General features: G+C 40.2%; 13 protein-coding genes and 1 pseudogene. 5 read left to right on the plus strand and 9 right to left on the minus strand.

Annotation, left to right across the window (positions count from 1 at the left end):
• Positions 1 to 362 precede the first annotated feature (362 nt).
• Positions 363 to 2,033, minus strand: coding sequence for an asparagine synthase B (asnB, locus tag MWU84_RS05335; RefSeq protein ID WP_246899124.1), 1,671 nt, complete (start codon positions 2,031 to 2,033; stop codon positions 363 to 365).
• Between the two features lie 242 nt (positions 2,034 to 2,275).
• On the opposite strand from asnB, the gene MWU84_RS05340 reads away from it, so the two are divergent.
• Positions 2,276 to 2,815, plus strand: coding sequence for a DUF2911 domain-containing protein (locus MWU84_RS05340; RefSeq protein ID WP_246899126.1), 540 nt, complete (start codon positions 2,276 to 2,278; stop codon positions 2,813 to 2,815).
• Between the two features lie 101 nt (positions 2,816 to 2,916).
• Here the strand turns inward: MWU84_RS05340 and MWU84_RS05345 are convergent, their stop codons facing one another.
• Complete coding sequence (locus MWU84_RS05345) at positions 2,917 to 3,351, minus strand: hypothetical protein (protein WP_246899130.1); 435 nt, start codon at positions 3,349 to 3,351, stop codon at positions 2,917 to 2,919.
• A gap of 191 nt (positions 3,352 to 3,542) precedes the next feature.
• Here MWU84_RS05345 and MWU84_RS05350 point away from each other — a divergent pair, with 191 nt between their 5' ends.
• Complete coding sequence (locus tag MWU84_RS05350; RefSeq protein WP_246899132.1) at positions 3,543 to 4,253, plus strand: hypothetical protein; 711 nt, start codon at positions 3,543 to 3,545, stop codon at positions 4,251 to 4,253.
• Between the two features lie 127 nt (positions 4,254 to 4,380).
• Here the strand turns inward: MWU84_RS05350 and MWU84_RS05355 are convergent, their stop codons facing one another.
• Together MWU84_RS05355 and MWU84_RS05360 are read right to left on the minus strand one after the other, a co-directional pair.
• Positions 4,381 to 5,070 carry a GNAT family N-acetyltransferase gene (locus tag MWU84_RS05355; protein WP_246899134.1) on the minus strand — a complete coding sequence of 230 codons (690 nt, stop codon included), beginning with the start codon at positions 5,068 to 5,070 and terminating at the stop codon, positions 4,381 to 4,383.
• Positions 5,042 to 5,911, minus strand: coding sequence for a 3-keto-5-aminohexanoate cleavage protein (locus MWU84_RS05360; RefSeq protein ID WP_246899138.1), 870 nt, complete (start codon positions 5,909 to 5,911; stop codon positions 5,042 to 5,044). Before MWU84_RS05360 ends, MWU84_RS05355 begins: the two co-directional genes overlap by 29 nt.
• A 271-nt stretch (positions 5,912 to 6,182) precedes the next feature.
• On the opposite strand from MWU84_RS05360, the gene MWU84_RS05365 reads away from it, so the two are divergent.
• Positions 6,183 to 7,820, plus strand: a complete 1,638-nt coding sequence (locus MWU84_RS05365; protein ID WP_246899140.1) for an ABC-F family ATP-binding cassette domain-containing protein — start codon at positions 6,183 to 6,185, stop codon at positions 7,818 to 7,820.
• A gap of 28 nt (positions 7,821 to 7,848) precedes the next feature.
• Here the strand turns inward: MWU84_RS05365 and MWU84_RS05370 are convergent, their stop codons facing one another.
• From MWU84_RS05370 to MWU84_RS05390, 5 genes are all read right to left on the minus strand, one after another.
• The gene (locus MWU84_RS05370; RefSeq protein ID WP_348647852.1) at positions 7,849 to 8,451 is read right to left on the minus strand and encodes a YkgJ family cysteine cluster protein; all 603 of its coding nucleotides are present in this window, start codon (positions 8,449 to 8,451) and stop codon (positions 7,849 to 7,851) included.
• Positions 8,452 to 8,535: 84 nt separating this feature from the next.
• Positions 8,536 to 10,296 carry an arylsulfatase gene (locus MWU84_RS05375; RefSeq protein WP_246899144.1) on the minus strand — a complete coding sequence of 587 codons (1,761 nt, stop codon included), beginning with the start codon at positions 10,294 to 10,296 and terminating at the stop codon, positions 8,536 to 8,538.
• A 112-nt stretch (positions 10,297 to 10,408) separates the two neighbouring features.
• Positions 10,409 to 11,566: a sialidase family protein gene (locus tag MWU84_RS05380; protein WP_246899146.1), complete on the minus strand. Its 1,158-nt coding sequence runs from the start codon at positions 11,564 to 11,566 to the stop codon at positions 10,409 to 10,411.
• Positions 11,567 to 11,604: 38 nt separating this feature from the next.
• Positions 11,605 to 12,633: a sialidase family protein gene (locus MWU84_RS05385; protein ID WP_246899148.1), complete on the minus strand. Its 1,029-nt coding sequence runs from the start codon at positions 12,631 to 12,633 to the stop codon at positions 11,605 to 11,607.
• Between the two features lie 198 nt (positions 12,634 to 12,831).
• Positions 12,832 to 13,548, minus strand: a complete 717-nt coding sequence (locus tag MWU84_RS05390) for an SIS domain-containing protein (protein WP_246899150.1) — start codon at positions 13,546 to 13,548, stop codon at positions 12,832 to 12,834.
• Positions 13,549 to 13,962: 414 nt separating this feature from the next.
• Here MWU84_RS05390 and MWU84_RS05395 point away from each other — a divergent pair, with 414 nt between their 5' ends.
• Positions 13,963 to 14,322, plus strand: coding sequence for a transposase family protein (locus MWU84_RS05395; RefSeq protein WP_246899152.1), 360 nt, complete (start codon positions 13,963 to 13,965; stop codon positions 14,320 to 14,322).
• Between the two features lie 13 nt (positions 14,323 to 14,335).
• A pseudogene (locus tag MWU84_RS05400) lies at positions 14,336 to 15,289 on the plus strand (transposase).
• Positions 15,290 to 15,324: the final 35 nt, after the last annotated feature.

A 15,324-nucleotide genomic window follows, 5' to 3' on the forward strand; every position in this document is an offset into this window, starting at 1 on the left:
GTAGGCCCGCCTGAATGGAACGGGCAGGCCCGCCTGAATGGAACGGGCAGGCCCGCCTGAATGGAACGGGCAGGCAAGCGTCGGAGCACTTTAATCTCGATTATCGAATAAAGTGTACAAATTCAAAGATTAGATGCATTACTTAACATCACAGTTCATCTCCGGTTTACTTAACTTCATGTCAAAACTTTATTCATCTTTTACATTTAGCCAGAAGTTGGATCAAGTTTTAATTACTCCCTAACCCGTTGGCAGGTATTTGAATCCCTCCCAATAAAAAAGGCACCCCCTAAAGGATGCCTCTTATACACTAATAAACTAAAACTTAATCAATCGATTTCTTTTTTCGATAACCAATAGGATTACTTTACATAAGCATCGGAATGCACTTTTGAAACTGCCCTACCGGACGGATCGTTCATGTTTTTAAAGGCCTCATCCCATTCCAGTGCAATTTTTGTACTACAGGCCACTGAAGGTTCCTGTGGCACGCACAATGCCGCTGCATCCGAAGGAAAATGCTCCTCAAAAATTGAGCGATAATAAAATTCTTCTTTAGAAGTAGGCGTCTGCAAAGGAAATCTGTATTTGGCGTTTGCCAATTGATCATCCGTAACTTCATTCTTAACTACCTCCTTCAAGGTATCTATCCAGCTATAACCAACTCCATCCGAAAATTGTTCTTTTTGCCTCCAAGCAACACTTTCGGGCAACATATCCTCAAACGCCTTACGCACTACCCATTTCTCCATACGCTCTCCGTTGATCATCTTATCCTGCGGGTTTATCCTCATAGCCACGTCCATAAATTCCTTATCCAAAAAGGGAACCCTTCCTTCTATACCCCAAGCTGCCAAAGATTTGTTGGCTCTTAGACAATCGTACATATGAAGCTTATCCAATTTTCGGACCGTTTCCTCATGGAATTCCTTAGCATTTGGCGCCTTATGGAAATATAAATAACCCCCAAATAATTCGTCCGCTCCTTCACCTGACAAAACCATTTTAATACCCATAGATTTTATCACTCTGGCCATAAGATACATTGGAGTGGACGCCCTAATAGTTGTTATATCATAGGTCTCCAGGTTATAAACCACATCCTTAATGGCATCCAAACCTTCTTGAATGGTAAATTTAATTTCATGGTGCACGGTACCAATATGATCGGCCACCTTTTGTGCTGCAGCCAAATCCGGCGAACCTTCCAATCCCACCGAAAATGAATGCAATTGCGGCCACCAAGCATCGGTAGTATCATCGGACTCAATTCTCTTCTGCGCATATTTTTTTGCAATGGCAGAAGTAACCGAAGAATCCAACCCTCCAGAAAGCAGAACACCATAGGGCACATCGGACATTAATTGTCTATGAACAGCCGCCTCCAAAGCCTCCTTAATAGCCTGTATACTAGTCTCATTGTCCTTTACGGCATCATAGTCCATCCAATCACGTGTATACCATCTTTTGAATTCACCATTCTTACTATGCAAATAATGCCCTGGAGGAAACAACTGGATCTTGGTACAAGTACCCTCCAATGCCTTTAACTCCGAAGCAACATAAAAAGTACCATTAACATCCCAACCAATATATAGCGGAATGATCCCCATATGATCCCTAGCTATAAAATATTCATCCTTTTCCGAATCATAGATGGCAAAGCCAAAGATACCGTTCATTTCATCCAAGAAATCAACGCCCTTCTTCTGATAGAGGGCCAAAATCACCTCACAGTCAGATTCCGTCTGAAAATTATAGGTTCCGGCAAATTGTTTACGCAACTCCCTATGGTTATATATCTCGCCATTAGCGGCCAAAACCAATTTTTTATCCGGACTATACAAAGGTTGTTTTCCGGAAGCCGGGTCAACGATAGACAAACGCTCGTGCGCCAAAATAGCCTTATCGTCAGCATATATCCCACTCCAGTCTGGTCCCCTATGTCTAATTTTCTTGGACATTTCCAGTAATTGAGGCCTTAAAACCTCCGTACTCTCTTTTACATCAAAGGCACATACAATTCCACACATACTATTATATTTATGTCAATTTTTAAGCAAATATCGACTTAATATATACATTATAAAATATAAAATTCATAATTGATTTTAATTTATAACCTTAAATTAAATAATACTAACATATTGTCATAATATAAATGTATTCGCTTACATCAACCCACTATTTTGTAAGTTGTACAAAATTTAGCGACTTTTAATTCAGATTAACAGGAATACTATTTAAATTTGACAATCACTAAAACTAAAAAAAAATGAAAAATTTATTTACGATTGCACTTATGGTTATTGCCCTGTCCTTTAGCTCTGAGGCTATGGCACAGAAATTCAGCGGATTGGACAAGAGTCCGGCGGACATTGCCTCTTATCCTACTGATTATAAAGTTTCGGAAAAATTGGTTCGAGTAACTTATAGTCGCCCACAATTAAAAGGACGTTCAATTTCCGAACTTGCCCCTGCTGGAAAGGTATGGAGAACTGGAGCCAATGAGGCCGCTGAAATCATTTTTTATAAGGATGCCACTGTAGGTGGGAAATCTGTTGCTGCTGGCACTTATTCCTTGTTTACCATCCCTGGAGATAAGGAATGGACTGTAATACTGAACAAAAATTTAAATCAATGGGGAGCATATTCCTATCAGGAAGATGCTGACGTTGTACGCATACCCGCTAGTGTTAGCAATGCCTCTGAATCATTGGATGCTTTCTCCATTGCCTATAAGGATGCCGACAAAGGTGCCCATATGGTATTGGGTTGGGGCAACACTAGAGTTTCCTTACCAATTACCTTTTAAGGGGAAACAATTTTTAAAAAGAAAAAAACCGAAGTTCTTAACTTCGGTTTTTTTATGACTTTAGGGACTCTAAGCAGTCCTAAAAGATTAAAAATCAAATCCTATTCAGGGTCTAAACGCCTTTCCCCTGTTAATTGGAAAATACCGTCCCGAGAACTTGCCTTTCCACTTATCTTATCACCTTCCGCCTTTAAACTCACGGATACTATTTGGCCTTCCAAATTAAGGTCAAATGTCAAAGTATTATCTTCCACCCTAACGTCCTGTGCCTTACTTTCCCTACCTCGTAAAGCAACTACAACTGTAAGTACACCTTCTTTTTTAGAAATAAACAATATCCCCTTGGCATACTCATAAGGCACATTTTCTGCAGAATATTTCCAATTACCCAGAAAATTTTCCTCACCTAAAAGGGAGCTAGCCTTATGGACCTCAATATTGAATTGATTTAAATTTTCCGAAGCCACGGAAGAAACCCCCATCAGCATGGCAAATACTATAAATCCTAACTTGACAATACCTTTAAAACTTCCCATCTATCTATTTTTTTTGAATTATAATCACTTTGGATAAAATTAAATTTACCTAAAAATCACGCTCGATGGAATCCGAATAATTATTCTATTATTTTATTCCATTTACGAGCTCATCACCATAAGAACTCCGTTTGGGCAATTTTTATTGTTTAAATTGCCATCAAAATTAGATTTCAATTGCCCCGTGAACTATGAGTGAAAATCACCTTCCCAGTGAAATGCCATCCCAAGCTCAACTCCTACAGGCAAAGATCAATTACTTGCAGATTGAAATCAATAAAGTAATTCAAGAAACTTCAGTTTTTGAAAACTTTCTTCGTTCCAAAATCGAAGATGAATTAATTGAAGAACAAGAACTTACACTACTCTACAAACAACAGAAAAAAGCAAAAAAGGCCAAACGCTTGGCACAAAAAAAGAACGGAAAAAACTACGAGCAGAAATTATGTTTAACACCTAACCAACCTAAGCCAATGCCAGAAAAGAATTCAAGGGAACGGCAGCAAAGGAAGCAACTGTACCGAGAGGCCATGTTATATGTACATCCCGATAAGTTTTCAATGCAAACGGATAAATTGGATATGGCCACGAAGATAACCGCCAAACTAATAGATATATACCGATCCGGAGATTTGGCCGCCCTAAAGGCTTATCACGCTCATATTTTTAGCGTGAACACCTTGATAAAGCCTCACGAAAAACAAGAGCCCTTAAAAGATCCCGACCTTACGTATTTAAAAATGGAGCTAAAAAAACTGCAGGAGGAACTGGCGGTGGCCAAAAATAGCCATACTTACAAAGTATTGACGGAGTACGAAAACCCAATGAGCTTTTTGGACGAATTGAAGGCCTACTATAAAGACCGACTCATGAAACTCCGTAAGAGGACTAGAACAATATAAGCATGTTCTTTACATAAGAATACATCCACTAAACAGTGGATGTACCGTGCATTGTTTTTTATTTATGTCACCAAATTAAAAGCAAATGAGCAATTTGAACCACTACCTTGAATTTCACAAGCCCATTTTATTTATCTGTATAGGATCTTAGCAAGTAGTGCCTTTTCCATTTGCCGAACAAGTCAATATATATAAAAAGTTGCAAGTGCTTGGAATTGAGCTTATTTTTAAACTTTATGGAGGACTTATTAAAATAGTCAGTAACACTATATTTGGTATCCCTCCCTTGGCCCTTCAAAAGTTCATAACATTTGTAACGTAAATAGGGAGCTAGGTTTCTTCCTCTAAAGGAATGAAAGGTCCACATGTTATAAAGATATGCCTCATTCGTATTAATATGGAATATTTTGCCTTTATAATTTAAGTCGTTAAGGCCGATAAACATATAAGCCGCAATTTCACCCTTATGTTCCAACCCCATACATAACTGAGAATTCTTATGATTCTCCATTAAATCATCCAATTCAAGATTGTCTATTGATTTTGTCAGTAATTTCATTTCAGCAAGACTTAACTCCCTAAAAATGAATTCTGAAACATTACCTTTAATTTTTGGTTCCAAACTTTTTTCCACTTCTTCCTTTACCCAGTAATATGGCTTAATTTCAATTCCTACTCGTGCCAAGCGATTTTTCAAACCAAAAAGGAACATTCCATTTTTAATGATATTCCAAAATCTTTTGACTGTAGATATCTTTTCACTCTCCTTTAAAGATATCTCTATTGAATTAGGACGCTTTTCTTCCATATTTTCCATTCCCTGGTTCCAGTTTCATTTTTACTCTAAATTCTTGCGGCGACATAATCTTTCTATCATTGGCCTTGGCTATGGTATGAATTCTATCCAACAAATCCATATTACTTGCCAGGGTTGTCCTTGAAGTATCGAACCATATGTTATCTTCCAGCCCGACCCTTACCCCTGCGCCAATAGCAATTCCTAATGAATTCATTTGCAATTGATAATTTCCAATTCCCGCCAAACTATATAGTGAATCCTGCGGAAGATCACGTACCATAATTCCTGTATGCAATAAATCCCCTTGGGCACAAGCTATATTGCCCAGGAGCAGATTGAAATAGTAAGGAGCTTCAATAAGTCCTTTCCTTTCCAAATATTTAGAATAATTAATCATTCCGATATCGAAAACTTCCAATTCCGGAACAATACCCTTTTCTTTCATTATAGCAGCCAAACCCTGAACTGTTTCAGGAGAATTTATACTGGCAGTATTATTGAAATTCAACGAGCTAAGTGTCAAGCTTCCATAGTCTGGCTTTAAAAACCCTTCCAAAGACAGTGGATCCGCCCTTAATTCCAATTTATTAATATTCCTTCCACTCAACGAAACACAAATAACCAGATATGGAGCAAATTTTCGAATACCTTCGATTATTTCTCCATAAACCTCCTTTTCGTATGTAGGCTCCCCTGTTTTGGCATCTCTGGCGTGCAAATGCACCATGGTTATCCCCAGCTCTGTTGCCTTATGAACATCTTCAACTATTTCAGAAACACTCACCGGAACATGTGGAGTCATACCTTTGGTCGGTATCATTCCAGTGGGAGTAAAATTTATTACTAATTTATCATCCATTACACTAGTATTAATTAAAAATAAAGGTAACTAATTGAACCTTAACACTCCAATAAGGAAGATATTATTCGACCTTTCAACTTTTAAAGCCGATAAACAGAAATCAAACGTAAGGAATAGCCACATTTTAGCTGTACTCCTTCTACTTTAAAGGAAGTATTTGCTTTTTAATTGAACAAGGATTTATCGTATTTCGTATTATTTTCAACCATTAAATTAAATAACCAAAGTATTCCCCTTTTTCATAGTTTTGCAGACTTAAAATTGGAATATGATTTCTGTAGACGCAATAGCAGTAGAGTTTAGTGGCGACACCTTGTTTAGTGATGTTTCCTTTGTTATCAATGAGAACGATAAGATTGCCCTAATGGGCAAAAACGGGGCTGGAAAATCTACCATGATGAAGATAATTGCAGGAGAGCAAAAAGCCACCCGAGGTCATATTCGCTATCCCAAGGACGCCGTAATTGCCTATTTGCCGCAGCATTTACTGACCGATGACAGCTGTACCGTTTTCGAAGAAGCCTCCAAAGCCTTTAAGGAAATCTTTAGCATGCGAGATGAAATTGATCGGCTGAACAAGGAACTGGAAACCCGTACAGATTATGAGTCGGACGCCTATATGTCTATCATTGAAAAAGTATCGGACCTAGGAGAAAAATTCTATGCCTTGGAAGAAATAAATTATGAAGCAGAGGTGGAAAAGGCATTGAGGGGACTAGGTTTTAGACGCGAGGATTTTCATCGACTTACCAGCGAATTTAGTGGTGGGTGGCGTATGAGGATAGAGCTTGCCAAAATATTGTTGCAAAAGCCAGACCTCATCCTTTTGGATGAGCCTACCAACCACGTAGATATCGAATCCGTTATTTGGCTGGAGGATTTCTTGCTGAACAAGGCCAAGGCAGTTGTAGTAATCTCTCATGACAAGACCTTTATAGATAATATTACCAACAGAACCATAGAAGTGACCATGGGTAGGATCTATGATTACAAGGCCAATTACACCCACTACCTTCAATTGCGGGAAGACCGAAGAAGCCATCAAATAAAGGCCTATCAGGAACAGCAAAAATTTATTGCTGATAATCAAGCTTTTATTGACCGTTTTAAAGGCACCTATTCCAAAACCAACCAAGTAACTTCCCGTGAAAGGATGTTGGAAAAATTACAGATAATAGAAATTGACGAAGTGGATACTACAGCCTTAAAACTGAGGTTCCCCCCTTCCATACGTTCGGGCGACTACCCGGTTACTGCAGAGGGGCTTTCCAAAACTTATGGTGACCATGTGGTTTTTAAAGATGCCAATCTCTCTATTTCAAGAGGAGAAAAGGTTTCCTTTGTCGGGAGGAACGGAGAAGGAAAATCTACCATGATCAAGGCCATTTTGGGCGAAATTGAAGTGGAGGGCAAATGCAGCTTGGGGCACAATGTGAAAGTGGGTTACTTTGCCCAAAACCAGGCTTCCTTGTTAGACCCAGAACTGACCATCTTCCAAACCGTGGACGAAGTGGCCGAAGGGGACGTGCGTACGCAGATAAAAAATATTTTGGGTAGATTTATGTTTAGTGGCGATGATCTGGAAAAAAAGGTAAGCGTACTGTCTGGAGGAGAAAAAACCCGCCTGGCCATGGTAAAATTACTTTTGGAACCCGTTAATCTTTTGATCCTGGATGAGCCTACCAACCATTTGGACCTAAAATCCAAGGATGTTCTTAAAGAAGCTCTTCTTGCCTTTGACGGCACCTTGATATTGGTTTCCCACGACCGGGATTTTCTTCAAGGGCTGTCCCAAAAAGTGTTCGAATTTAAGAATAAACGTGTCATAGAACATTTCGAGACCATAGATGCGTTTTTGGTAAGAAACCGAATTGAAAATTTAAAAGAAATAGATTTAAAAGTTTAAAACTACAGCTATAAATAGAGCTTTGAGCTTAAGCAATAACCTTGTACCCCTCTGGAAAGGGTCGGTAGGCATAGTATTGAAGCACCTCCTCGATTGCGACCTTCATGGCCTTGTTTATTGGAAGAATAATATTGCCCAACCTAAAATCTATTTGATTGAGGTTCATGTAGTAGTCGGTGAAAATAGGCACATATAGTCCGTTTTTCATAGCTATTTTTGCATTCTCATAGCGATCGGCCTGATTTTCCTTAATTATCTTGCAGGTGGCCAAACGCAGTTCCCCCAACTTGTCCCTACTTGCCCCATATCCAAACAATCGGCATATTAACCCACGATACTTATAGTCGCCACAGCTGCCGCTATTGCTATCCATGACAGAAAGCGGCCTGTACAAATGGCACAATGAACTACTATTTGCCCTTAACTCTTCCAAGGTCGTTTCTGCCTTCCCATTCAAAAAGAGTTGAAAAGCCCATGGAAGAAATTCCAAGGGAGAAGCGTCTATATCCGGATGGGTGCAACATTTACCGCAACCTGCCTTACAGCCCAGACCCGACTCGGATTGAAAAGTAGCTATCTCCCGATCCAAAACGGCGAATAACGCCTCAACTGCTCTTACCTTGCTTTCCATGGACAAAAATTATTGTGCGAATGTACAGCAATAAAGGTAGCGTACAACAAATATTTTTCTATCCGGAAATTATTATAAAGGTCCCTAATCTACTTTATCCATTTCCATCCAAAATGGGAAGATATTTTTGTTGGCCACTGTATAAAAAGGTATAAGTTTGCCCGACATTTTTGGAAAATAAACCTTCTCCATCTGAATAATATCCGTATTCTCTTTTTTATTTTCCATTTGTCTTACCAGCGTATTAGCTTCCAAAACCATTCTCCCGTTACCCATTACAGGTTGCACGAACTTATAGGTAATATCATAATAACCCTCTTCAATGTCTACATCCCAGTTACCATAAATTTCCTCCTGATTCCAAATCCCCCGTTCCCCGCCTGCATCATTCCTATTTAGTATGACAGGGTTTTCGTTCGGGGTACCGACCAATATTTTTGGAGGGTTCAACAGATTATCAGAAATGATCAACTCCTTGTATATTTTATCCATCTCCTTTTTGAGGTCTATGGCCAATGCCTTCTTATCACTTAAAACATTGCGCTGTTCATAAGGGTCATTGGTTAGCTGAAACAATTCAAAATCTTCAATAGTGGCGTTATAGTCCGTTTTTCCCACCAATTTATAACCCGCTTTCTGAATGGCCATGTTATTATACAATTCGGGGTAGCGGCGCGACCAATAAAAAAATAGGGAACGATCGGCCCATTCCACTTTTTGGCCCTGTATCAAGGGAACTAAACTTTTGCCATCTATGATCCTGTCTTTAGGCATTTCCACATCGCAAATTGCCGATAGCGTAGGCAGGACATCCAAATGCGCCGTCATGGTTTCCACATCTTTGTTACCCTTGGAAAGTGCTGGATATTTTAAATAAAATGGTACCCGTACACCCCCATTGTAAACATCTCCCTTAAGTCCCCGCATACCACTAACATATCTGGTCTGCTGGGGGCCATTATCGGTCATAAAAATTACAAGCGTGTTCTCGGCTAGCTTCAGGTCTTTTAATTTTTTGAAGAGTCTCCCTAGGTTGTCGTCAATATTATTGACCATGGCATAGACCTTTCGGGCATCTTCCTTGTCCTTTTCGCTCATTTCTGAAAAAGGCCTACCGTCCTTACCAAACCCTGCAGAAGGGTCTATGTCCCTATACTTTTGATAATAGGAATCAGGCACTTGCAAGGGGGTATGTGGGGCATTGTAGGCCAAATAGCAGAAAAAGGGCGATTCCTTATTTTTATCAATAAAATTCATCGCCTGATCGGTAAAAATATCGGAACAATATCCGTCATATGATTCCCGCTGGTTATTGTGCCAAAGTACAGGATCAAAATAACTTGTATCCCCCTTAAAATAAGTAGTAATATCCCCTACCTGCCCCATGCCTCCAGAAAGGTGGATAACGGACTCGTCAAAACCCTGGTCACTGGGCCTACTAGGAAAATTGTCCCCTAAATGCCATTTCCCAAAAGCCCCGGTCGTATAATCTGCCTGCTTCAACATTTCGGCTATTGTGACCTCATTGGAAGCCATAATGGCACCCCCATTGTAGGTATCCCTCATCCCCGTTCGTAAAGAATAGCGCCCCGTCATTAAACTGGATCTGGTGGGTGCACAAACCGGAGAAACGTAAAAATTGTTAAACCGAACACTTTCACGTGCCAAAGCATCAATGACGGGTGTTTTTACATGGGGATTTCCAGTAAACCCCAAATCCCCGTACCCTTGATCATCGGTAATCACCAAGATTACATTTGGACGTTGGTTCTGCTGGGCATAGCCACTAGAAGTAAACCCCAAAATCATAAAGAGTAAAATACAATGTTTATACATTAGGTTCATAAGTCCTGGTTTAAGGTTTTGTTGATTATTTTTTAAAACACCCGAAATTGGAATACAAAATACCTAATTTCCAATAAATCTTTATTAAATACCTGTTTAAAGGCAAAAAATGTTAGTCTTTATTGCCAGGTTTAACTAGCCAATCCAAATTTAGAGTAGTTATGTTGATTATTGCCAGCCCTGTTCCCTTTACTCTGTTGCCTGCACAATGCCCTAAAATAAGATCTTGTGGATCTGTAAAATACAAGGCGGTATAACAATACCAGCCATCTGGGTCGGTGGCAATATTTTTAATGTTGCCCCATGTTTTCCCCTCGTCCTTGGAAATAGCAATCGTAAGAGGGGTTCTTTTAGCCTTTATAGCTACATCCGAACCATCGTTATTGTTCCACACCATGACCCAATCCCCGGTTCCGGGGACTTTTTCCATGGTAGCTGGCGAAAGAGGAGAATAAATAGAACTGGCCTCAATGTGACTCCAGCTCTCCCCCCTATCTTGGGAATAGGACATCTGCTGCACACCTCCGCTTGCCCGAATATACATCATGATACGCCCGTCATTCATTTCAATGAGACCTGGTTCCTGAGTGATAATTTCGGTAGTATTGGGCACCATTTCACTAGAAGTCCATGTTTCTCCATTATCATCGGAATAATATGAAAATAAATTGCCTTGGGCACTGAAACCTTTTTCCGTAGTAGGGTGTTCCGCCACTGCAAATAGCAATCGCCCATCTTCCAACTGAACAACCCTATCGTTATTTAACACAAAATATCCTTTCTTGTCGGTGATACAAGGGGTTGGCGAACCCCAACTCTGTGCTTCATCCGTGGATATTCTCATTATAGGAATACAATCCTCTGTACTATTCTTCCTCAGGTAAAATAAGGCTATGGAACCATTATGTAATCGCAATAGGGAAACCGACATAACATTCATTCCTCCTTCATTGGGCAGCACCACCTCATCCTTTATGCTCCATGTATTTCCATTATCCTTGGAATATCTACTTACCAGATGTGCAGGGTCATGATCGGATCCGGTGCCCTGAGTATAATGGGTATACACAAATAACAGATTTCCATTTTTTAGCCTGATAAAATCCCCTTCACTGTTACGGGGGTTGTCTACTGAAGGCTGTAGGCTCAAAACGGTTTTAGGTTCTTTGGATACCGATACTTTGTTGGTTATTTTATTGCTCTTGCAAGAGAAGGCGATTCCCAGCAACACCCAGAGAAGTATTGTACTAAAAAGAAATTTTAAACTCATTATTGGACTTTTAAATAATTGGACTTAAGCTATTGCATTCATTTAAGTTCAATCAAGGGTATTTCGGCAAAATAAATAGCCGTTTTTTCGGTCTCATGGGAAGAATAGTAGCTCATGTACAGGGTATCATTTTCAAAAACAAAACCTGGATAGCTGCTATCGGAATTTGATGGCAATGTCAATACCTCCCTAAAATCTCCATTTTTACCAAAGGAAACCAGTCCGGTATACTCCCTATTAATCCTTCCCCCACCAATATATTGGCCCTCTCCTATCGATACAAAGTCGGGACCTCCAATAAAGTATGGCGACTCGGTAAAACTCCAGTCCGTATAAGGAGGACTACTTTTTCCTAAAAAAGCCCTTTTGTTACCCTCTTCCCGCCTAATCAGCATTAACATGTCGCCATTGGGTAAAAAACGGATTGTGGATTCATTGGGATTTCCCTCCACTTCCAAATCGGCAACCTTTATATAATCTATCCCATTGGTAGTTTTAACTAATTTTATAATCGTTGTATTTCCACCCTCTTTATTTTCTATCCGCGAATACATTCCCCCATATCCGGTACCCTCATACCACGTTAAGCTCCAGAGCCAATCGAACTTCGATTTTATATGGGCATCATATGTTATAGGTTGTGGTGGGGAGAACTTGGTCCCATTAGGATTAGAGAAGGCTACATGGGGTATTCCTCCCAACAAGGTCTTACCATCATAAATAGACCCTCCCATAGTGGCCATTATGAGTCCTTCCGGAGTAACCGATAATTTAGGATCCCGTAAATCAAAACCATTGAGAGCGATTTGATCAACATCTTTCCAGGCCTTGCCATCTTTAGAGCTTATAATTTTTATTACGCCATCCTTTCCATAAACATGCCTTTCCCCCGAACGGAAAGCACAATAAAAGTCTCCTTTAAACCTTATCAAAGAAGTAAAGGCGTTATAATTTTCATCGGAGTATATCTTGGATACTTTTATCCCTTCTGGCAGGCTCTGGGAAATGCCATTAAAAGAGACAAAAAAGATTAAAAGTGATATGGTAGCAACTATTACTTTTGTCATTTTTATGGGTTCGGATTTGATGAATATCGCCTTGTTTAAAATGTTGGTTTGTCAAATTTGATTCCCCACATATGGTCACTTTATTCAGAATATTTCTACTGTGATCAGCTTGTGAAAAATATTCTGCTGCCTGAACCTCCTAAATTATAAAATATAGTCGCTATATAAAAAGAAAAAACATTCAATTCCTCTACTTCACTATAGGTGTTTTACCCGGGATTCATATTTTTGGTAGTGCGCCTCATTGTCTGCCTCATCTATGTTCTGACTTTGAAAAACGGAGACATCCACACCTCTGTCCAAATTAATTTTGATGGCCTCGGTCGAAATTATGTTTACGATGATCATTCCCAACACCGAGGAAGCAGGTCCAATAAGCAGTTCGTTAATGGAGATAACCCCATCCCCCGAGGGAACACAGTTATCAATGACCAAATCCGCAATCTGATATAATTTTTTTCCACTCGCGTGTCTGGTAGCATACCTTGTGGACTGTTCCAAGGAAGTGATGGCTATTGTACTTAAACCTTCCTGTTTTGCCTTCATAGCCATCTCCAAGGGCAGAGCATTTCTTCCGGAATTGGAAATAACGACCAATACATCCCCTCTATTAAATTTATAGTTGTTCCAAAGTATTTCGGCAAGACCACTAATCTGCTCCATTTCTGCCGATCTTCTTGCCCCGCCCGCCATAAGCACCATATCGTCCATAATAGCATTTACATTGGCCAAATTGGAGGCCCTGCCAAACATTTCCATACCGATCATCTGGGAATGACCAGTACCTATGGTGTGGATTATGCCATCGTTCTTAATAACATCTGCCACGATTTTAGCGGCACTGACCAATTGATCATGTTGATCAACGGACATTTTATTGATCAGTATTTTTATTTTATCCAAATATTCGAACATAGCGACAATAGCATTTTAGTTAGGGAAGGAAACCAACAACATCGATATAGAGGTAAACTTGCCCGCTAACCAATATTGCCTATTATTCTTTCCATAGACCAATATAAAGAATAAAAACTGGGCCCAGTTAAGGGCTAAAACCATAAAGGCATATCTACGCGCATTGTGGAGTAACAATTTCAGACTACCAAGTTGCAAACTTCGTAGAGCAAAACGCAGGATAGGTGCCACATGCTGTGCAAAGTTTGCAACTTCGCACCCCTAAACCCCAAGGATGCCTTGTCAAACTGGAAATCCCGCTAAAAAGCGGGATTCGTTCGACTATCATATTTCAATGCGCCTTCAGCTGGATCAATCCCAAAAGTTGTGTGTGAATTGAAAATAGAATAAGATCTTTGCGGAAAAACGATCGCATTGGAATTATCATTGGACCTATTAAAGTTTATACTGCCAGAAGTATTAACGACCCATTTTGACCTAGTCTCCCATAATATGCAAGGGGGTGCGCTTCATTTATATTTTGAAGAAAAAAAAGATGCCCCGAAAGAGGAAAAACATCGCACTTTAATAGCCCATGGTTTTCACAAAGAGATTGTCGTCCAGGATTTTCCGTTAAGGGGAAAGTCAGTTTATCTCCACATTAAGCGCCGCCGTTGGCTGGACAAGGCCACTGGCCAAGCCGTGCAAAGAGATTGGGATCTAGTGGCACAGGGGACTCGTATGACCGTTGAGTTCGCTGCTTTTTTAAAAGTACTTGGTCAGTACCAAAGTTAATGACTGCCATACCATTGGCGGGTTTTACGGGGTCAACGGCAAAAAACTACAGCGACAGTTTCGGGATTATTTAAGCGAGTTTAAACAATAGGAGGAGAGACCACATGCCAAGGAGTGGCTCATATTCCCTGAGAATATAGGACCTTATCTGTCCATTGACGAAACGGCACTCTCCAAGGGGGAGCTATACACCATAATTACCAACAAAAAAGCCAAGGGCAGGAAAGGGTCCATAGTGGCCATATTCTCCGGCACCAAGGTGGGACCGATCATAGAGCAACTGCTAAAGATATCGGCCAAAAAAAGGGCCAAGGTCAAGGAAATTACCCTGGATATGGCCAACTCCATGAAGACCATCGCCAAACAATGCTTCCCAAAAGCAATACAGGTAACGGACAGGTTCCATGTACAGAAGCTGGCACTGGAGGCCCTTCAGGACATCCGCATCAAACATAGGTGGGACGCCATAGACCGGGAGAACCAACAGATAAAGCAAGCAAGGGCAAAGAACGGGACATTCGTCCCAAAAGAATTTAGCAATGGGGACACTAGAAAACAGCTCTTGGCCAGAAGTAGGTATCTCCTTTATAAATCGCCCAACAATTGGATGCAAAACCAATACGAAAGGAGCAAAATATTGTTCGCCCAATATCCGGATATAAAGGTGGCCTTCGACCTGGTACAGGGGCTCAGGAACATATTGAATACGGCAACTTCTATACAAACAGCATATACAAAGCTGGCACATTGGTACAAAGACGTAGAGAACACGGGCTTTAGGGCCTTCAATACTATTGCTAATACGATATCGCTCAATTATAGGTCGATCCTGAACTATTTTATAAACAGGAGTACAAATGCATCGGCGGAATCATTCAATGCAAAAATAAAAGCTTTTAGAGCGCAATTCAGAGGAGTCAAAAACGTAGAATTCTTCCTTTATAGATTAACCACAATATTTGCATAAACACAACAATTGTTCTTGATCCCTTCAGCTTTTGA

It is taken from the genome of Arenibacter sp. F20364 (assembly GCF_023015905.1).
In the GTDB taxonomy this organism is placed as follows: Bacteria; Bacteroidota; Bacteroidia; order Flavobacteriales; family Flavobacteriaceae; genus Arenibacter.